Origin of the sequence: Nitrospirillum guanabarense (assembly GCF_034653355.1) — a bacterium.
Lineage (GTDB): Bacteria > Pseudomonadota > Alphaproteobacteria > Azospirillales > Azospirillaceae > Nitrospirillum.
The window spans coordinates 314,133-332,257 of the sequence record NZ_JAYEER010000003.1 but is presented as its reverse complement, the minus strand read 5'-3'; the positions used below and the strand labels follow the sequence as shown (position 1 = coordinate 332,257).

The window sequence follows — 18,125 nt, the reverse complement described above, 5'->3', positions numbered from 1 at the left end:
GCCTTCCCACCCCCGTCCCGTTTCAACCCAGGCCGGCCGCCGCGATTCCGGCGCTCTGCCGCCTGTAGACGGGCCGTTAACCTTCCCGGGGTATGGTTGGGGGCGTTGGGAACGCTTTAAGACGCCCACCACTTGGGCTTTTGCGGGCCGTTTGGTCCTGTTTCTGTCCGGAACCCTTCCGCATCGCCGCGGATGATGCGATAGAGTTTCGTGAGGCGGACGCCGCTGCATGATCACGTTGTCAGAACCTGAGTCAGATACCGCTCCCATGTTGACCTCCCTCTCGGCCGCGTCCGGCTCCAAAGCGCAGCAGGCGGCGGCACCCGCGGGCAAGCGCCTGTCCATCGTCATCCCCATGCATAATGAGGAAGGCAACCTGGCCGCCCTGTTCCAGCGCCTGATCCCGGTGCTGGAGGGCATCGGCCTGCCGTTCGAGATCATCTGCGTGGATGACGGCTCACGCGACGGCACCTTCGCCGCCCTCACCGTCCACCAGGCCAGCGAGCCCCGGCTGAAGTGCCTGCGCCTGTCGCGGAATTTCGGGAAGGAGGCGGCCATGTCCGCCGGCCTGCGCCACGCCAGCGGCGACGCCGTGGTGCTGATGGATGGCGACCTGCAGCACCCGCCTGAGACCATCGCCATTTTCGTCGAGCAGTGGCGCCAGGGCATGCAGATGGTCTATGGCGTGCGCGCCAGCCGCCTGACCGACCCGTGGATGCGCCGCTTCCTGACCAAGGTCTACTACCGCCTGCTGGACAACATGTCCGAGGTGACGCTGCCGCGCGGCGCCGGCGACTTCCGCCTGCTGGACCGCAGCGTGGTCGACGCCCTGAACGCCATGCCCGAACGCAACCGCTTCATGAAGGGCCTGTTCAGCTGGGTGGGCTTCCGCCAGGTGGCCGTGCCGTTCGAGGTGGCGCAACGCCACGCCGGCGCCTCCACCTTCAATTTCTGGCGCCTGCTGCGCTTCGGCCTGGACGGCGTCGCCTCCTTCAGCAACGTGCCGCTGCGCGTCTGGTCCTGGCTGGGCATCGCCCTGTCGGTGCCGTCCTTTTTCTATGGCCTGGTCATCATCACCAAGACGCTGATGTTCGGCGTGGACACCCCCGGCTACGCCTCGCTCATGGTGGCCGTCCTGTTCCTGGGTGGCGTGCAGCTGATCGGCCTGGGCGTGCTGGGTGACTATCTCGGGCGGGTCTTCACCGAGGTGAAGGGCCGGCCCATGTATCTGGTTAACGAGAAGGTGGGCTTCGATGACGCGCCGGCCCCCGGTGGGGTGATCGCCAGCGGCGCCGGGGGGCATCCCTGACCTCCATGCCCCTCTTCCGTTCCCCTGACGCGCCGGCCGCCGCCCGTCCGCACACCGCCCCCGCGGCGCCGTCCGTTGGCGTCGGGGCCATCGGGGCCGGCCGCATGGTTCCGGCCGGTGCGCGGCTGGGCGCCCCCCTGTGGCGCCGGCTGTCGCCGTGGGATGTCGTCTTCTGGCTGGTCATGGCGGCGGCGGTCACGGCGGTGTCGTGCACCTTCCCCGATTTCGGCATCACCTTTGATGAGCCGCTGCATGTGGAATACGGGCAGCGGGCGCTGGAATGGTATGCCTCGCTGGGCAAGGACCGCGCGGTCCTCGAATTCCAGAACCTCTACCTTTACGGCGCCCTGTTCGACACGGTCGAGGCGCTGTTCGAAAACCTGCTGCCGCTGGACGTCTACGCCACCCGCCGCCTGATCGGCGGGCTGACGGGCTTGCTGGGGGTGCTGGCGGTGCGCCGCATCGCCAAGGATGTCGCGGGTGAGGAGACGGGGGCGCGCGCCGGGCTGATCTCCGGCCTGTGCCTGCTGCTGATCCCCGACTGGTGGGGCCATTCCTTCGCCAACCCCAAGGATGTGCCCTTCGCCGTCGCCGCCGCCTGGACGCTATCCTGGCTGGTGCGGGTGGGACGCAGCCTGGACACCGATCCCAAGGGGCCGTCGCTGGGGGCCGTCGCCATGCTGGGCCTGTGCTTCGGCATGGCGCTGGGCATCCGCGTGGGCGGCGTGCTGCTGGCCGGGCCCATCATGCTGACGCTGCTGGCCCATGTGGCCAAGGGGGTGCTGGCGGGCGACGGCGCGCGCCAGACCGGCGCCACCGCCTGGCACCTGGTGCGCCGGATGTGGATCGCCGTTCCCATCGCTTATGTCGTCATGGTGGCGGCCTGGCCCTGGGCCCAGGTGAACCCCCTGCGCCACCCCCTGGAAGCCTTGGCCGAGTTCTCCAAGTTCCCCATGGATTTCACCTTCACCTTCGCCGGGGTGCAGGTGCGCACCACCAACCTGCCCTGGTGGTACCTGCCCGTGGGCTTCGGCGTGAAGCTGCCGGAGGTGGAACTGCTGGGCTTGGCGGCGATCGCGGCCTTCGGCGCGATGGCCGCCCTGCGCCGGCCCTTCCCGGTGGGCGTGCGTCTGGAAGGCGTGGCGCTGACCACGGCCGTGCTGCTGCCGCCGGCCGCCGTGGTGGCGACGGACGCCGTGCTGTACGACGGCATCCGCCACATGCTGTTCCTGATGCCGCCCCTGGCCACGGCCGCCGGTCTGGGCCTGAACGGCCTGCTGACGCGCCTGCCGCTGCGCTGGCCGCGCAATTTGTGGCTGAACCCCTTCATGGCGGCGCTGCTGGTGGCCTGCGCGGCCGTGCAGGTCGGGTTCATGGCCCATCTGCACCCCTACGAGACCATCTGGTTCAACCGCTTCGTCGGCGGCGTGCGTGGCGCGGGCCCCAAGTTCGAGCTGGACTACTGGGGCAGCTCCCTGTCCGAGGCGGCCAAGCGCCTGACCGACACCATGGTGAAGCTGGAAGGCCCGCAGGCCTTGACCCAGCCCTACCGCATCCGCGTTTGCGGCCCGCCCACCTCGGTGTTCCACTACCTGCCGCCGGCCTGGAAGCCGACGCGCCGCAACACCGGCCCGGTGGATTTCTACCTTGCCTTCACCCGCTGGGCCTGCAAGGAAATCCCGGCGGGCCAGGACATCGTGCGCATCGAGCGCGATGGCGAGGTGCTGGCCTACGTGCGTGATTTGCGGGAGCCGCCGCAGTAAGGCGCGGCCTCCCGACCTGGGAGAGGATCGCCAGATGAAGCTGTTCGGCCTTGCGGGGTGGAGCGGTTCGGGCAAGACCACCTTGCTGGTCCAGCTGGTCCCGGAGTTGACGGGGCGCGGCTATGGCGTCTCCACCCTGAAGCACGCCCATCACGATTTCGATGTGGACCAGCCGGGCAAGGATAGCCACCGCCACCGCACCGCCGGCGCCACCGAGGTGCTGGTGGCCTCCGCCAACCGCTGGGCCCTGATGCATGAGCTGCGCGGGGCGCGTGAGCCGACCTTGGCCGACCTGGTGGCCAAGCTGTCGCCGGTGGACCTGGTGCTGGTCGAGGGCTTCAAGCGCGACCCCATACCCAAGCTGGAGATCTGGCGGGCGGAAAACGGCGAGGCGCCGCTGTTCCCCGACGATCCCGCCATCGTGGCGCTGGCGGCGGACGACCCGCTGCCGGTGGCGCTGCCGGCGCGGCTGCGGCGCTTCCCCCTGGGCGCCGTGGCGGACATCGCCACCTTCATCCTGGCCCATGTCGGCCTGCCGCCGCACGCCCCCTGAGAAACGGCCATCCCATGCCAGCCGCCGCCGACTGCTACCCCGACACCTTGCTCAGCGTTGACCAGGCGCGCGACCGCCTGCTGCGGACGCTCGTCCCTGTCGCGGCGGTGGAAACGGTGGCCCTGGATGCCGCCGACGGCCGCGTCCTGGCCCGGGACGTGGTGGCGGCGATCAGCCTGCCGCCCTTCGCCCAGGCCGCGATGGACGGCTATGCCCTGGACCACCGCGATGTCGCCGGGGCGGCGAGCCCCGTCCGTCTGCCCCTGTCGGGCCGGGTGGCGGCGGGCGCCGCGCCCGGCCCCCTGCTGCCCGGCACCGCCGTGCGCATCTTCACCGGCGCGCCGCTGCCGCAGGGGGCGGACACGGTGCTGATGCAGGAAGAGGCCGTCCTGGATGGCGACGTGCTGCTGGCCCCGTCCGGCCTCATCCCGGGCCGCCATTGCCGCGCGGTGGGGGAGGATATGGCGGCCGGCACTATGGCCCTGCCGGCCGGGCGGCGCCTGTCGCCGGCGGCGGTGGCGCTGGCCGCCGCCTTGGGGGAGCGGGCGCTGGCGGTGCGGACACCCCTGACCGTGGCCCTGCTGTCCACGGGCGATGAGGTGCGGCCCGCCGGTGAGCCCCTGGCCCCCGGCGCCATCCACGACGCCAACGGCCCCCTGCTGACGGCCCTGCTGCGCCGCCTGGGGTGCCGCGTGGTGCCGGCCGGCATCGTCGGCGATGACCGGGATGCCTTGACGACCGCCCTGTCCAGCCTCAAGGCCGACATGATCCTCAGCAGCGGCGGCGTTTCGGCCGGCGAGGAGGATCATGTGAAGGCGGCGGTGGCGGCCCTGGGCGGCATCGACTTCTGGCGCCTGGCCCTGAAGCCGGGCAAGCCGCTGGCCTTCGGCCGAGTGGGTGCCACGCCCTTCCTGGGACTGCCCGGCAACCCCTTCGCCGCCTTCGCCGCCTTCCTGGCGCTGGGGCGGCCCTTGGTGCAGCGCCTGTCGGGGGAGACCGTCGCCGACCCGCCCCGGGTCACCGTGCGCTGTGGTTTCAGCCACGGCCGGGCCCCGGGCAAGCGCGAGTATCTGCGCGTGCTGCTGCGGCAGGAGGGCGCCGAGACCGTGGCCCACCTGGCCGGTGCCGGCGGCAGCGCCGCCCTGTCCTCACTCGCCCTGGCCGACGCCGTGGCGGAGGTGGAGGAGGGGCGCGACAGCCTACGCCCCGGCGATGCGCTGACCGTCATTGCCCTGCATGGGCTGTTCTGACCGCGCCGCTTGAGTAAGCGCTATGGTATCGATGTCATTTCCCGTATCCTGGATCAAAACAAGGCCCAGGGAGGGAATATGACCAGGACGACGTCCATTTACGGTATCGCGCGCGCCGGCCTTATGGCGGCGCTGCTGTTCACCGCGGCCGCCCAGGCGGCCGAGACCCCGACGGCACCCGTGGGGGCGGACGGCGGCGTCACCCTGCCGCTGGCGCCGGGCAGCCTGGTCCTGCCCTTCTCCTCCTACGCCTCGCCGGAGGCGCGGACCTGGTTCAAGCACTATGCCGAGGTGCATGCGCCGCCCATCACCGACGTGCCGGCCAGCCGCGCCTTCTATGACCGCATGAACAGTGACCGGGCCGACCGGCTGCGGGCGCTCTACCCCGTCACCGTGACCGATCAGGCGATGGGCGGTGTGCCCACCCAGGTGGTGGCGCCGGCCAAGGGGCCGGTGGCGGTCGACCGGGTGCTGATCAACCTGCACGGCGGCGCCTTCCTTTGGGGGGCGGGGGCCGGCGGACTGGTGGAGGCGGTGCCGGTGGCGGCCCTGTCCCGGATCAAGGTGGTGACGGTGGACTACCGCCAGGGGCCGGAACACCGCTTCCCCACCGCCAGCGAGGATGTGGCCGCCGTCTACAAGGAACTGCTGAAAACCTACGAGCCGCAGAACATCGGCATCTACGGCTGTTCCGCCGGCGGCATCCTGACGGCGGAGGCGGTGGCCTGGTTCCAGACCCACGGCCTGCCCCGGCCAGGCGCCATCGGCATCTTCTGTGCCGGCCTGCTGGACGGCGGCGGCGATTCCCAGGCCTGGTCGGCCCTCTACGGCGGCCAGCTGCCCGGCCCCGGTCTGCGCCTGGTCGACCTGCCCTATTTCCAGGGCGCCGATGCCCAGGACCCGCTGGTGCTGCCCGGCGTGTCGCCGGAGGTCCTGGCCAAGTTCCCGCCCACCCTGCTGATCACCGGCACGCGCGATTTCATGATGAGCGACACGGTGCACAGCCAGGATCTGCTGGAACGGGCCGGCGTGCGGGCGGAACTGCACGTCTGGGACGGCATGGTCCATTCCTTCTTCTCCGACCCGGAATCGCCGGAGGCGCGTGCCGCCTACGACGTCATGGCCCGCTTCTTCACGCGTGAACTGGGCCGGCCGCAAGCCGCGGGAGTCAGGTGACCAGGGCCAGCAGGGCCAGCAGCAGGAACAGCGTCTTGCGCAGCATCGCGGGGGTGCCTTTCGTGCGGCTTGGCCTGCGTCGTGCACCCTATGGAAAAGTGGACTGGCCCTGTCCACCACCCTTGGTGATGGCGCCGAGCATGCCGGTGAATGGCGGCGGCGGCAACCTACCGCGTGCGCGCCACCCTGTTGGTTGCCTGTGACAATTCGGTGGCTCGGGGGGCGCTGGCTACGGCTTATGCCGCAGCACCCAACCCGCCAGTTCGTCCAGCGGCGCCGGGTGGCCGTCGCCGTCGCGGAAGCGTACGGTGGCGCTGCGGCCGGGCCAGGTCACGGTCAGCTGGGTTTCCAGGGCGTCGGGGTGGCCCGGGCCCGGGAAGGCGGCCGGCTGGTCCGCGATGTCGGCCGCCCGCACCAAGCGCAGCAGGGCCTGGCGCTCCCCTTCGTCCAGCCCCGCCACCTCAAGGCTGATCTTGGGCCGGCGCAGGGGGAAGGCGATGCCGCCTTGGCGCTGGCATTCCACGAGGACGGGCAATGGGGGCGCGACGGGCGGCGGGTCTGTGCTCATGGCGGCAGCATGGGTCAAAGGCCCACGGCCGTCCAGGCGTCGTCCACCGCCTTGGCGGCGGCGGTCCCGTGCTTTTGCGCCACCTCGCGCGTGGCGGCCGCCGCGTCCTTGAACTCCGACCACAGCTGCAGCCGGGTGGTCAGCGTCTCGTACCAGATCAGGCCCGCCACCTCCCACGCCTTGCCGCCGATGGCGGTGGCGGCCAGGTAGAAAGCGTGGTTGGGGATGCCGGAATTGATATGGACGCCGTAATTGTCGTCGGACCCGCTGTAATAGTCCTTCATGGTGGCCGGTTGCGGATCCTTGCCCAGGGTGGGGTCGTCATAGGCCGTGCCCGGCGCCTTCATCGATCGCAGGGCCGTGCGGTTGGTGCCGGCCTTGGGGATCAGCAGACCCTCGCCGATCAGCCAGTCGGCGGTGTCCGCCGTGTCCCCCGCCGCGTGTTGCTTGATCAGCGATCCGAAGACGTCGGAGAAGGATTCGTTCAGGGCGCCCGACTGGCTGGAATAGGTCAGGCCGGCGGTGAACTGGGTGACGCCGTGGGTCAGCTCATGCCCGATGACGTCCAGGCATTTGGTGAAGCGGTCGAAGATCTCGCCGTCCCCATCGCCATAGACCATCTGCTGGCCGTTCCAGAAGGCGTTATCGTAGTCTGTGCTGTAATGCACCGTGGAATCCAGGCGCATGCCCTTGTCGTCCACGGAGTTGCGCTTCATCACATCGAAATAGAAATCGTAGGTCGTGCCAGCGTAGTCATAGGCCTCGTTCACCGCCACGTCCTTGCCCGCCGCCTGGCCTTCCGACCGGACCAGCGTGCCCGGCAAGTCGCCGCCATGCTTGGCATCGTAGACGGTGCGTTGCTTGGTGCCCGTGCCCAATCCCGCGAAGGCGAACTGGTTCATGCTGGCGCGCATGCCGCGCAACTGACCCTGGTGATAGAGGTTGTGCAAGGCCCGCTTGCGCAGGATCGGGTCGCTGGCGTTGGTCGCCACATGCTCCATCATGTGCGGCGGGATGATGAAACAGACGTGTGGGGGGCAGCCGGCGTGCTGGCACATGGGGGCGGGCCTTTCAGCGCGGGATCAGGGCCTCCAGCGTGGCACCGCTCCCGGAAGGCCGGAATAGCCGCCTAGGACATATCTCCGCCTGGGACCTGGCCCGCCGGCGGTACTCCCTTGGTGAGAAATCCTTCCGCCACGTCCAGGTCGGCGGGCGTGTTGACGTTGAAGAAGGGGTCGATGGGCCGGACGGGGAAGTCCACCAGGGCCAACGGCTGGCGCGCCAGGAAGGCGCCGACCTTGCGCAGGTCCTCCTCCACCAGCGCCTGGCGCAGGCGGGCGGCCAGGCCCACGGGCCATAGCGCCACCACCGGGTGCCGCTGCCCCGCCGAGGTGGCGCAGGCCACCCTCTCCGGCGCCGTCGCCGCCGCCAGGCGCGCCGCCAGGTCCCGGGGCAGGAAGGGACAGTCGGCCGGCACGCTCAGCACATGGGTGTAGGCGCCATTCCGGGCGGCGTGATCCAGCCCGGCCAACACGCCGGCCAGCGGTCCGGGATGACCCGCCACGCTGTCGGCCAGAACGGGCAGGCCCTGGTCGCGATAGCGGGCGGGGTCGCCGTTGGCGTTCAGCACCACGGTCGCCACCTGCGGGCCCAGGCGGTCGCGCACATGGGCCAGCAAGGGGCGGCCGGCGAGAAGCAGCCGCGCCTTGTCCACGGGGTCGTCCTCGCTGCCGCCAAAGCGGCGTGCCAGACCACCGGCCAGGATCAGGCCCAGGATATGGGTTGTTTCGATCACGGAATATAAAGCGCGCGGAAGTCGTTGACGGCGGTGCGGGTGGGACCCGTCACCACCGGGTTGCCCGGGGCCTGGGTCATTTCGGAGGGCCCCCCGGCGCCGCCTCGAAGCGGGGGGACTTGGCCAGCAGGCGGCCCTTGTCCAGGGCGTGGGTCAGCACCAGCGATTCCAGGGCGCCGGCCGGCTGGTCCGGGTTCAGATCCAGCGTGTCCTTGTTCAGGGCGTAGATGGTGAAGACATAGCGGTGGGTCTGGCCCACCGGCGGGCAGGGGCCGCCATAGCCCTTGGGGCCGAAGTCGTTCAGCGCCTGCACCGCCCCCTTGGGCAGGGCCTTGCCGTCGGGCGCGCCGGCGCCGGCGGCCAGGCTGTGCACGCCCGCCGGGATGTTGAACACCATCCAGTGGCGGAAGCCCTTCTTGACGTCCGCGTCCATGATGATCAGCGCGAAGCTCTTGGCGGTTGGCGCCTCCCCACCCCAGCGCAAGGCGGGGGACAGGTTCCTGCCGCCACAGCCGCCGCGGTCCCAGGCTTGGGAGGCGGTCAGCGTGCCGTCGGCCGCCAAATCCGGGCTGCTCAGCCACATGCCGGCATGCACGTCCCCGGCGGCCAGGCTGGTGGCCAGGGTCGAGGCTATCGCCAGCCGGCGGATCATGCTCACACCCGTTCCGTCATGCGCCGCTCGCGCAAGGGGCGCTTCACCCGGGCCAGATTCTCGCCCAGCGCCGTGCCCTGGCGCAGGGCCACGGCCACCTGCAGCACGTCGATGACCGCCAGGTGCGACAGGCGCGAGGTGCGCGGGGTGTAGATGCTGGTGTCCTCATCCACGTCCACCAGCAGGGGCACGGTGGCGCGCTCCGCCAGGGGCGAGCCGCCGGACGTGATGGCCACCACCGGCGCGCCGCCGTCCAGCGCCAGGTCGACGGAGCGCAGCAGCTCCCGCGTGCGGCCGGTGTGGGAAATGGCGATGACGGCGCCGTCGGCGCCCAGGATGCTGGCCGCCATGGCTTGCACATGCACGTCGCTGTGGGCGATGACGGGCACGCCCAGGCGGAAGAACTTGTTCTGCGCGTCCTGCGCCACGATGCCGGAGGCGCCGAAGCCATAGACTTCGATACGCCGGGCGGCGGCCAGGATGTCCACGGCCCGGCTCAGGTTTTCCGTGTTCAGCTGGTTGCGCATGCGGGAAAAGGCGCTGATGGCCCGGCCGATGACCTTGGCCGCCACCTCCGCCACCGGGTCGTCGGGCATCAGGTCGGCGTCGACGAAGGGGGTGCCCGTGGCCAGGTCCTGCGCCAGGCGCAGCTTGAAATCCTGATAGCCGCTGCAGCCGATGGACCGGCAGAAGCGCACCACCGTGGGCTGGCTGACATCCGCCTCGCGCGCCACCTCCGCCACCGAGGCGGTGACGACGGCGTGCGGCCGCTTCAGGACGATTTCCGCGATCTTGCGTTCCGACGGGCGCAAACCGTCCATCATCCCGCGTATGCGACCCAGCATGAAGCTAACCCCCGACCTGCCGATGACTTGACGAAGGAAGCAGGCGCGCTGCCGCGGCGGCGTTCCTTCCCGTTTGTAGTGAAATTACCGGAAATGGCGCGGGCCTGTCACCTGTGCAGTAAAGCAGTATGGCGCCAGGGGCATGGGCGGGGCAGGGGCTAAGAGGTGACCTCAGCCCCCCACGGCGCGTTGCACCGTCCAGAACAGGCCGGTGGCGGCGATGAGGGAGGAGGCGGGGATGACCACGCGGCGCCGGTACCAGGGCTTGTCCCTGTGCCCCCTGAAGCGCACACGAGGGCCACGGCGGCATAGGCGGCGGCGATGATGGACAGCTGCGCCAGTTCTATCCCCACGTTGAAGCTGACCAGGGCGGGAATGACGTCGCGCCGGGCCAGGTGCAGGTCGGCCAGGGCGCCGGCGAAGCCCATGCCGTGCAGCAGGCCGAAGGCGAAGACCACCAGGGGCCGCCAGGGCGTCAGCCGCGCCGTCATGATGTTCTCCACCGCCACATAGGCGACCGACAGGGCGATCAGCGGCTCCACCACCCGCGAGGGCAGGCTGATGACGCCGTACATGGTCAGGCCCAGGGTAACGGAATGGGCCAGGGTGAAGGCCGTGACCTGCACCAGGATGGACCGCAAGCGCGTGGTCAGCAGGAAGATGCCCAGCACGAACAGGATGTGGTCCAGCCCCTCCGGCAGGATGTGCAGGAAGCCCAGTCGCAGGTACTGGGCCGCGAGTTCGGCCAGGGAGACCGGGGCGGCGTTGGCGGCCAGCGTGAAGGGCGCGCTGGCGGCGTCGCCCTCCAGCCACTGGGTCCGCGGCGCGCCGCCGGCGGCATCCGTGAAGACCACGCCGTAAGTGCTGTAGACCAGGCCGTAGCGCCAGGTGACCGCGCGCGTCCCGGGTGGCAGGGGGCCGCCGGCGCGCAGCACCACGAAGGCCGGCAGGGTGATGTCGTTGGGCATCTCCACCCGCTCGACCGCCACCGTGGCGGCGACGGGCGCGCCGTCCGCCGCCAAGTCCACCCGTGCGGCGATGGTATCGGCCAAGGGCGGCAGGATCGCCCGCACCCGCTCCGCCGTCAGGTCGCGGCTCAGCGGCCGGCCCGTGGCCGCCTCCAGCTTGTTCACCAGGGCGGTGGGGGCGGTGGTGATGGTGGCGGACCAAGCGTCGCCCGGCCCCACCGTCAGCTGCACCTGGGTGGTGCCGATCTCATGCGCCGGGGCTCGGCCCCCCAGGCACACCATCAGCAGCAGGGCCCAAAGCCAGCACCTCATGGCGGCGCGCCTGTGGCGCCGGCGGCGGGCCCGGGCCAGTCGAACGTCAGGGAGGCCCAGTGACTTTCCCAATCCCGGTGGTGCAGCCAATGGGCCAGCATGCCCGCCCGCGCCATGTGCACCGACCGGACCAGCCAGACGCCGGCTTGGGGCAGAGGAAAGGCGAAGGCGCCTTGGGCGTCGCTGCGCGTGGCCAGGCGCACGGCCGGCTGGCCACGCAGGTGCGCGGTGACGACCGCGCCGGCCACCGGTTGGCCCAGGAACAGCACATGGCCGCGCACCGGGTCGGCGCCGGCCACGGTGGGGTCGGCGTCGGGCACGATCTCATAGGTGAAGCCCTGGGGCCGGGTCACGGCGGGGTCGGGCCCGGCGCCGGCCAACAGGGACTTGGCGTAGCGGTAGAAACATTCGCGGCCGGGGAGGGCGCTTTCGCCCCGCCGCTGCCGCTCCGCCACGATCCCATCCAGGCCGTATTGGCGCAGATAGGCGGTGAAGCGCTCGGGCGGCAGCTCGATATAGCTGCCGCCGCCGGTATAGCCGATCAGGGCGGTGGCCCGGCCATCGGCGCGCAGGAAGCCGGCCGGGTCGATGTTGTCGGCACCGCCGACCACCTGTTCCTCCCCCGCCTGGCGCACGAAGAACCGGTCGATCAGGCTGGCGGTGCGGGGCACGGGGTCGCCGATGAAATTCTCCCCCACCCGCAGGCCCACGGCCACGGCGCTGCCGGGGCCGGGACGGAAGGCGGAGGGCTCGATCCAGAAATCATGCGCCAGGGCGCCGGCGGCCCAAAAGGCCGCCGCCAGCCCGGCCAGACAGGCGCGGGCAGCCGCCATCAGGCGTCGATCCGGCGCCACCACCAGCGCAGCAGGTGCCGGATCAGGCGACGGATGATCTCGACGATCCCCCAGCTGACCAGCAGCAGGACGATCACGCCCAGGATGACCCAAGGCAGAACGCTGTGGGCGTTGGACGGCGCCGGCGCCTGGTCCGGCCATTGCGGCGCCAGATAGGGCCACTCGCTGCTGAAGGGCTTGTCGTTCACCGTGGCGCGCGGGTAGGGCCCCTCGATGAAGGAGATCTCCTGCAGCAGGCAATCGCCGAAGGCGCAGGTCTGGGCCACCACGTCGTCGGTCAGCAGGCGGCCGTTGGGGTACCCGACAGGGAAGCGGTCAGTGTAGACCATGACGTCGGGCTGCAGGTCGTAGGGCCGCAACTGCAGGGTGAACTGCAGGAAGTCGGCCGCCGCAATCGCCCACCATTCCTTGGCGCTGTGCAGGTAGTTGTAGATGTTGTCCAGCTTGGCCTTGCGCGCCATCAGCGCCTTCAGCTGGTCCTTGGGCGGCATCGTGTTGATGAAGCCGAAGCGCGGCAGCTGGGTGCGGATGGACCGGCCGACATGGTCGATCTCCGTCCCGTTCTTGGCGGTGGTGCCCCACAGGATGAAGTCGTGCTGGTCGGCCGGGAACGCGCTCTTCGGGATGCGCATCACCATGGCGATGGCGTTCTTCTTGAAGAATTGCGGGAAGACGAAGGGGTCGTCGCGCACGCCGAAGTAGGTCTTGATCTTGTCGGTGTCCTTCAGGCCCGTGTAGGTGACGCTGTTCACCGTCACGTCGTCCTGCAGCTTCACCTTGATGGTGACGTCGGAATGGATCTGGTCGGGCACCAGCACCGTGCCGCCGTAGCGGGCGCGGATGGCGGGGTCCTGGAAGGACAGCGGCGTGGTGAGATCCATGTGAATCTCATAGTCATACGGCGCCAGGTTGTAGGGTTTTGGCGCCAGCAGGGCGCGGTTGACGTCGAAGATCAGGATCATGTCGTCCCCTTCCGGGTAGAAGAACAGATCCGTGATGTTGGCCGTCGGGTCGGTCAGGTTGGTCGGGTCGGCATGGTCCGACGCGCGCGCTGGTTGTGGAGTTGCCAGGCCTAAGCATGCAACCAGCGCGAGCCCTGCCAGCCGCGCCCTCGGCAGCGCTTTTCCCAGGATGTTCAGGCCCATGGTCCTGTTGAAGATGCGCCCCATCGTCTTCCTCCGTCTTCCCGCCAGTTCCGCGTGATGCGGGATATCCAATTGATTTAAAAAGGAAATTAGGCCCGTTCTGAAGCCGCGCCCCATCGGAAGGACTATTCCGTTTTGCAGGGTCGGCTTACACTTTAGGGGTGGAAGCCGCATATCAAATTCGAGATAAACGGCGCAACAATAGGAACTATATTTCCTCTAGGTTGTATCTTTGGCTTGAGACTAGTTCGCTCAGGATATAATGTCCAGACCAACGAACAACTTTTCAGGGCGCGAGGTGGGGTATGGCGCGGATCGGTCTTGGGGTCGTAACGACCCTGGTGGCGGCGGTGCTGCTGCTGTCTGGCTGCGGTGACAAGCAGGTGAAGGATGAGGCGATGCGGGCCGGCCGGGCCGCCGACACCTTCCCGGCCGCCGACGAGGACTATTTCAAGGACATGGACGGCGGCGTTCAGCTGAGCCTGAAAGAGATCAGGGGCCGCAACAATTGGGTCGTGTGGACCGGCGGCAACGACCGCTTCTGGGACCTCATCACCAACAGTGCCTTCGGCAACTTCGACCTGCTGAAGACCATCTCCAGTTATAAAGGTGATGAAAATCATAAAGGCCTTGCCTACGGCCGCCACAACCGGTTCGAGCAACTGGGCCTGATGAACGAGCCGTGCTTCGTGGAACCCAAGGAGGGCTCTAAGGACCAGTTCGGCCTGTGGCTGGATCAGCGGGTGAAGGACGATCCCAACTGCCCCGACGACCCTTTCGCCAATGAGAAGAAGTACCCCGGCGTCAAGATCGGCGCGCGCGGCGTGACCGTGCCGGTGGGCTCTTACTACGGCTATCCCACGGGCATCGTCGGCCTGCGCCTGTTCCCCAATCCCGACTTCGACGAAAAGGCGAAGAAGCATTGGGACGCGGAGAAATATTACACCGACCCGGACTACTACAACGACAAGAACCTGGTGCGTCCCTATCGCGTGGGCATGGCCTGCGGCTTCTGCCATGTGGGCCCCAGCCCGACCCACCCGCCAGCCGACCCGGAAAACCCGAAGTGGGAGAACATGAGCGCCGTGGTCGGCGCCCAGTATTTCTGGATCGACCGCATCTTCGGCTGGAACTACGGCAAGCCGGGCTCGCCGGAGCGCAAGGCGAGCGAGCAGAACTACCTGATCCAGCTGGTGCACACCTCGCGCCCCGGCGCGCTGGACACCTCGCTGGTTTCCACCGACTACATCAACAACCCCCGCACCATGAACGCCGTCTACGAGCTGCAGGCCCGCATGGATATCGCCGCGAAGCGAGGGGGGGTGGAGACGCTGAGCGGGGGCGAGCTGAACAACGAATTCCTGCCGGGCACCTTTGATAGCGCGACCAAACAGGTGACGACCCCGCATGTGCTGAAGGACGGTTCCGACAGCGTCGGGGTGCAGGGGGCGCTGAACCGCGTCTTCATCAACATCGGCTTGTTCAGCGAGGAATGGCTGCGCCACTTCAACCCGCTGTTCGGCGGCGTGCCCAACACGGCCATCCAGATCGAGGTGGGCCGCAAGAACTCCAGCTATTGGCAGGCGACGGAGCATCAGACCGCCGACTTGGCCGCGTACTTCCTGAACAAGGATATCCAGAAGGGCCACAAGCTGGCCGACGCGCCGGGCGGCCAGAAGTACATGACCGCCGCCGGGCCCGCCACACAGCTGGACCGGGGCAAGGAGGTGTTCGCCGAGACCTGCGCCGGCTGCCATTCCAGCAAGCAGCCGCAGCCACCCAAGGAGATCGACTTCAAGACCTGCAACGGCCCGAACTACCTGGCTTGCTGGAACCAGTACTGGGCTTGGGTGAAATCGGACGAGTTCAAGGCGCAGATGAAGGAGATGGTGAAGGACAAGGATTTCCTGACGGACAACTACCTCTCCACCGACATGCGCATTCCGGTGACCCTGCTGCAGACCAACGCCTGTAGCCCGCTGGCCACCAACGCCATCGCCGGCAACATCTGGGACAACTTCTCCTCCACCTCCTACAAGCAGCTGCCGTCCGTCGGCACCATCAAGATCCACGATCCCTTCACGGGTGAGGAGAAGGACTACGTCATGCCGGCCGGCGGCCGCGGCTACACCCGCGTGCCCTCGCTGGTGGCCCTGTGGTCGACGGCGCCCTACCTGGTGAACAACACGGTGGGCTGGCCCGGCGGGTCACCCTATGCGCACCCGCCGCAGCCGATGCCGCCGCACGACCAAAAGCCTCATGACCCGACTTATGACCCGTTGAATCCGTCGGTCGAGGAGCGCGTGAAGACCTTCGAGGCCTCGATCAGGCAGATGCTGTGGCCCGAGACGCGTCCGCACGACAAGCTGCTGGGTGACAAGGGGGTGTTCCTCATCGACCGCACCAGTGTCGGCAGCTATCTGAAGGTGCCCGGCGGCTACCTGCCCGGCTTCCTGAAGCCGCTGCTCAGCCCGCTGCACCGCTGGCTGCCCAGCGTCTTCGGCGACGGCGACCTGATGGTGGGGCCCATCCCCAAGGACACGCCGGTCAACCTCATCTCCAACACCGAGCTGTACAAGGACGACGCCACCCTGGCGGAGAACCTGCCCCGCTATGTCCAGCTGCTGCAGCTGCTGAAAAAAGCGACCCACGACTTGTCGCAGCTGCCCAAGAACGCGACGGACGAGGAGGCGCGCAAAGTGTTCGCCAACCTGCGGAAGCCGCTGCTGGACTTCAGCAAGTGCCCGGATTTCGAGGTCAACCGCGGCCACTACTTCGGGACCAGCTTCACGTCCGAGACGACGGCGCTCAGCGACGACGACAAGGAAGCGCTGATCGAGTTCCTGAAGACCTTCTGACCACCCCGCCCCTCAAAACCCGTCCGGCCGCGCGCTCCGCGGCCGGCGGTTGGGGGCGGCATTCCCACGGGCCAGGCATGGGGGACAGGCTATGGCAGATGTAAACGACGCATCCGTTCAATCCGCTCAATATGATTTCATCGTCGTCGGTTCCGGCGCCGGTGGCGGCACGGTGGCGGCCCGCCTGGCGGAGGCGGGGTATACCGTCCTGGTGCTGGAGGCGGGGGGGACCCGCGCAAATCCCATGGGGGCGATCCCTATTATCCGAACGAGAACCGTTTGCCGGACGATTACGACGTCCCGGTACTCCACGCTTTCGCCTCGGAAAACACGGGCATGCGCTGGGACTTCTTCGTACGCCACTACAGCGATCAGGCGGTGCAGACGTCCGACCCCAAGTATAGGTCGGTGTATCCACCGCCTGACGGGCGGCTGGTCGACGGCGTCCTTTATCCCCGCGCCGGCACCCTGGGCGGCTGCACGGCACATAACGCCCAGATCGTCGTCTATCCCAACAACGAGGACTGGCAGTTCATCGCCGACCTGACGGGCGATATCAGCTGGAAGCCGGAGGCCATGCGCCGGCTGTTCCGCAAGCTGGAGAACTGCCACTATCGCTGGTTCTACCGCCTGCTGTACTGGCTGAGCCTGGGCTTGATCAATCCGTCGGGCCACGGCTTCCGCGGCTGGCTGCACACCCAGAAGGCCATCCCGCTGCAGGCGCTGGGCGACAAGCCCCTGATCCAGGGGCTGCTGGATTGCGCCAAGGCCGTGCTGCTGCGCGATCCCAATCCCGACCAGGGCTTCGAATGGCTGCTGGAGGGGGAGGGCGATCCCAACGACAAGCGGCTGGTGGACGCGGACGCATTCGGCCTGCGCTACGTCCCCTTGTCCAACCGCAACCATGCCCGCACCGGCACGCGCGAGCGCCTGCTGGAGGTGGCGGAGAAGCATCCCGACCGCCTGCACATCGAACTGGACGCGCTGGTCACCCGCGTCCTGTTCGACGAGTCCACGCCGCCGGAAGGGCCGCTGGGTGGTGGTGAGCCGCGTGCCATCGGCGTGGAATACGAGAAGGGGGAGAAACTGTATTCCGCCTCCTTCGCCCAGGGTACGGGCGGGGAAAAACGCGCCGTCTACGCCAAGCATGAGGTCATCCTGTCCGGCGGCGCCTTCAACACGCCGCAACTGCTGATGCTGTCGGGCATCGGCCCCAGGGAAACACTGGAGAAATTCAACATCCCGGTGCGGGTCGACAGCCCCGGCGTGGGCCGCAACCTGCAGGACCGCTACGAGGTCGGCGTCGTCAACGAGATGACCACGGACTGGGAGGTGCTGAAGGGCGCCAAGTTCGCCGCCGGCGATCCCCAGTACCAGCAATGGAAGGAGAAGCGCGAGGGCGTCTACACCACCAACGGCGCCGTGCTGGCCGTCACCAAGCGCTCGGCACCCGAACGGCCCATGCCGGACCTGTTCTGCTTCGGCCTGCTGGGTGAATTCCGCGGCTACTACCCCGGCTATTCCAGCCTGTTCCCGGAGCATCTGAACATGCTGACCTGGGCGGTGCTGAAGGCCCACACGCTGAACCGCGGCGGCGAGGTGACCCTGCGGTCGGCCGACCCGCGCGACACCCCCTACATCAACTTCCATTACTTCGAGGAAGGCACGGACAAGTCGGGCGAGGACCTGGACAGCGTGGTGGAGGGCATCCGCTTCGTGCGCGCCATCACCAAGCAGCTGTACGACCAGGGCATCGCCAAGCAGGAATTGCTGCCCGGCCCCGCCGTCCAGACGGATGAGGAGCTGAAATACTTCGTGCGCACCCATGCCTGGGGGCACCACGCCTCCTGCACCTGCGCCATCGGCAGCGCCACGGGGGGTGGCGTGCTGTCCAGCGACTTCCGCGTCCATGGGGTCAAGGGCTTGCGGGTGGTGGACGCCTCCGTTTTCCCGCGCATCCCCGGCTACTTCATCGTCAGCGCCGTCTACATGATCGGCGAGAAGGCGGCCGAGGTGATCATCGAGCAGACCCGTTGCCAGCAGAACCGCCGCCATCAGGCGCGGGCGTGAGAATCAG

15 protein-coding genes are annotated in these 18,125 nt (G+C 68.6%); 7 read left to right on the top strand and 8 right to left on the bottom strand.

The genetic code is table 11. From position 1 onward, the window contains the following. The first annotated feature begins 268 nt into the window (after positions 1–268). The 5 genes from UAA55_RS10825 to UAA55_RS10805 all read left to right on the top strand — a co-directional run bounded on the left by UAA55_RS10825 (position 269) and on the right by UAA55_RS10805 (position 6,051). Positions 269–1,309 (top strand): glycosyltransferase family 2 protein, encoded by a 1,041-nt coding sequence (locus UAA55_RS10825; protein WP_322952721.1) that lies wholly within the window; start codon positions 269–271, stop codon positions 1,307–1,309. 5 nt (positions 1,310–1,314) lie between these two features. Next, positions 1,315–3,072, top strand: coding sequence for a hypothetical protein (locus UAA55_RS10820; RefSeq protein WP_322952719.1), 1,758 nt, complete (start codon positions 1,315–1,317; stop codon positions 3,070–3,072). A gap of 34 nt (positions 3,073–3,106) precedes the next feature. Continuing rightward, a complete protein-coding gene (gene mobB / locus UAA55_RS10815) occupies positions 3,107–3,625 on the top strand; it encodes a molybdopterin-guanine dinucleotide biosynthesis protein B (RefSeq protein ID WP_322952718.1) in 519 nt (172 codons plus the stop codon). A 14-nt stretch (positions 3,626–3,639) separates the two neighbouring features. Beyond that, positions 3,640–4,875, top strand: coding sequence for a molybdopterin molybdotransferase MoeA (locus tag UAA55_RS10810; RefSeq protein WP_322952717.1), 1,236 nt, complete (start codon positions 3,640–3,642; stop codon positions 4,873–4,875). A gap of 78 nt (positions 4,876–4,953) precedes the next feature. Continuing rightward, entirely contained in the window at positions 4,954–6,051 is a 1,098-nt protein-coding gene (locus UAA55_RS10805) for an alpha/beta hydrolase (protein WP_322952716.1), read from the top strand. A 229-nt stretch (positions 6,052–6,280) separates the two neighbouring features. Here UAA55_RS10805 and UAA55_RS10800 read toward each other — a convergent pair whose 3' ends face one another. The 8 genes from UAA55_RS10800 to UAA55_RS10765 form a co-directional block, all read right to left on the bottom strand. Continuing rightward, entirely contained in the window at positions 6,281–6,619 is a 339-nt protein-coding gene (locus UAA55_RS10800) for a protealysin inhibitor emfourin (RefSeq protein ID WP_322952714.1), read from the bottom strand. Between the two features lie 14 nt (positions 6,620–6,633). After that, positions 6,634–7,677 carry a M4 family metallopeptidase gene (locus UAA55_RS10795; protein ID WP_322952713.1) on the bottom strand — a complete coding sequence of 348 codons (1,044 nt, stop codon included), beginning with the start codon at positions 7,675–7,677 and terminating at the stop codon, positions 6,634–6,636. 71 nt (positions 7,678–7,748) lie between these two features. After that, entirely contained in the window at positions 7,749–8,414 is a 666-nt protein-coding gene (gene mobA, locus UAA55_RS10790; protein WP_322952712.1) for a molybdenum cofactor guanylyltransferase MobA, read from the bottom strand. 76 nt (positions 8,415–8,490) lie between these two features. After that, entirely contained in the window at positions 8,491–9,066 is a 576-nt protein-coding gene (locus tag UAA55_RS10785; protein ID WP_322952710.1) for a YbhB/YbcL family Raf kinase inhibitor-like protein, read from the bottom strand. Positions 9,067–9,068: 2 nt separating this feature from the next. Next, entirely contained in the window at positions 9,069–9,911 is an 843-nt protein-coding gene (gene hexR / locus UAA55_RS10780; RefSeq protein ID WP_322952709.1) for a transcriptional regulator HexR, read from the bottom strand. A gap of 158 nt (positions 9,912–10,069) precedes the next feature. Next, positions 10,070–11,191 (bottom strand): HupE/UreJ family protein, encoded by a 1,122-nt coding sequence (locus UAA55_RS10775; protein WP_322952707.1) that lies wholly within the window; start codon positions 11,189–11,191, stop codon positions 10,070–10,072. Beyond that, positions 11,188–12,024, bottom strand: a complete 837-nt coding sequence (locus UAA55_RS10770; protein ID WP_322952705.1) for a DUF4198 domain-containing protein — start codon at positions 12,022–12,024, stop codon at positions 11,188–11,190. The genes UAA55_RS10775 and UAA55_RS10770 overlap by 4 nt, the downstream gene beginning before the upstream one ends. Further along, positions 12,024–13,214, bottom strand: a complete 1,191-nt coding sequence (locus tag UAA55_RS10765; RefSeq protein ID WP_322952703.1) for a hypothetical protein — start codon at positions 13,212–13,214, stop codon at positions 12,024–12,026. Before UAA55_RS10765 ends, UAA55_RS10770 begins: the two co-directional genes overlap by 1 nt. Before the next feature lie 281 nt (positions 13,215–13,495). Here UAA55_RS10765 and UAA55_RS10760 point away from each other — a divergent pair, with 281 nt between their 5' ends. Both UAA55_RS10760 and UAA55_RS10750 read left to right on the top strand, forming a co-directional pair. Next, on the top strand, positions 13,496–16,048 hold the full coding sequence (locus UAA55_RS10760) for a hypothetical protein (RefSeq protein WP_322952700.1): 2,553 nt from the start codon (positions 13,496–13,498) through the stop codon (positions 16,046–16,048). Positions 16,049–16,384: 336 nt separating this feature from the next. Beyond that, a complete protein-coding gene (locus UAA55_RS10750; RefSeq protein WP_322952698.1) occupies positions 16,385–18,118 on the top strand; it encodes a GMC family oxidoreductase in 1,734 nt (577 codons plus the stop codon). The last annotated feature ends 7 nt before the right edge of the window (positions 18,119–18,125 follow it).

What these genes read in the sequence shown, in the direction of transcription:
- UAA55_RS10795 (WP_322952713.1), bottom strand. Translation starts at nt 7,677, where the DNA reads ATGTGCCAGCACGCCGGCTGCCCCCCACACGTCTGTTTCATCATCCCG.
- UAA55_RS10810 (WP_322952717.1), top strand. Translation starts at nt 3,640, where the DNA reads ATGCCAGCCGCCGCCGACTGCTACCCCGACACCTTGCTCAGCGTTGAC.
- UAA55_RS10805 (WP_322952716.1), top strand. Translation starts at nt 4,954, where the DNA reads ATGACCAGGACGACGTCCATTTACGGTATCGCGCGCGCCGGCCTTATG.
- UAA55_RS10800 (WP_322952714.1), bottom strand. Translation starts at nt 6,619, where the DNA reads ATGAGCACAGACCCGCCGCCCGTCGCGCCCCCATTGCCCGTCCTCGTG.
- UAA55_RS10765 (WP_322952703.1), bottom strand. Translation starts at nt 13,214, where the DNA reads ATGGGGCGCATCTTCAACAGGACCATGGGCCTGAACATCCTGGGAAAA.
- UAA55_RS10820 (WP_322952719.1), top strand. Translation starts at nt 1,315, where the DNA reads ATGCCCCTCTTCCGTTCCCCTGACGCGCCGGCCGCCGCCCGTCCGCAC.
- UAA55_RS10785 (WP_322952710.1), bottom strand. Translation starts at nt 9,066, where the DNA reads ATGATCCGCCGGCTGGCGATAGCCTCGACCCTGGCCACCAGCCTGGCC.
- UAA55_RS10775 (WP_322952707.1), bottom strand. Translation starts at nt 11,191, where the DNA reads ATGAGGTGCTGGCTTTGGGCCCTGCTGCTGATGGTGTGCCTGGGGGGC.
- UAA55_RS10760 (WP_322952700.1), top strand. Translation starts at nt 13,496, where the DNA reads ATGGCGCGGATCGGTCTTGGGGTCGTAACGACCCTGGTGGCGGCGGTG.
- mobB (WP_322952718.1), top strand. Translation starts at nt 3,107, where the DNA reads ATGAAGCTGTTCGGCCTTGCGGGGTGGAGCGGTTCGGGCAAGACCACC.
- UAA55_RS10750 (WP_322952698.1), top strand. Translation starts at nt 16,385, where the DNA reads ATGCGCTGGGACTTCTTCGTACGCCACTACAGCGATCAGGCGGTGCAG.
- UAA55_RS10825 (WP_322952721.1), top strand. Translation starts at nt 269, where the DNA reads ATGTTGACCTCCCTCTCGGCCGCGTCCGGCTCCAAAGCGCAGCAGGCG.
- hexR (WP_322952709.1), bottom strand. Translation starts at nt 9,911, where the DNA reads ATGCTGGGTCGCATACGCGGGATGATGGACGGTTTGCGCCCGTCGGAA.
- UAA55_RS10770 (WP_322952705.1), bottom strand. Translation starts at nt 12,024, where the DNA reads ATGGCGGCTGCCCGCGCCTGTCTGGCCGGGCTGGCGGCGGCCTTTTGG.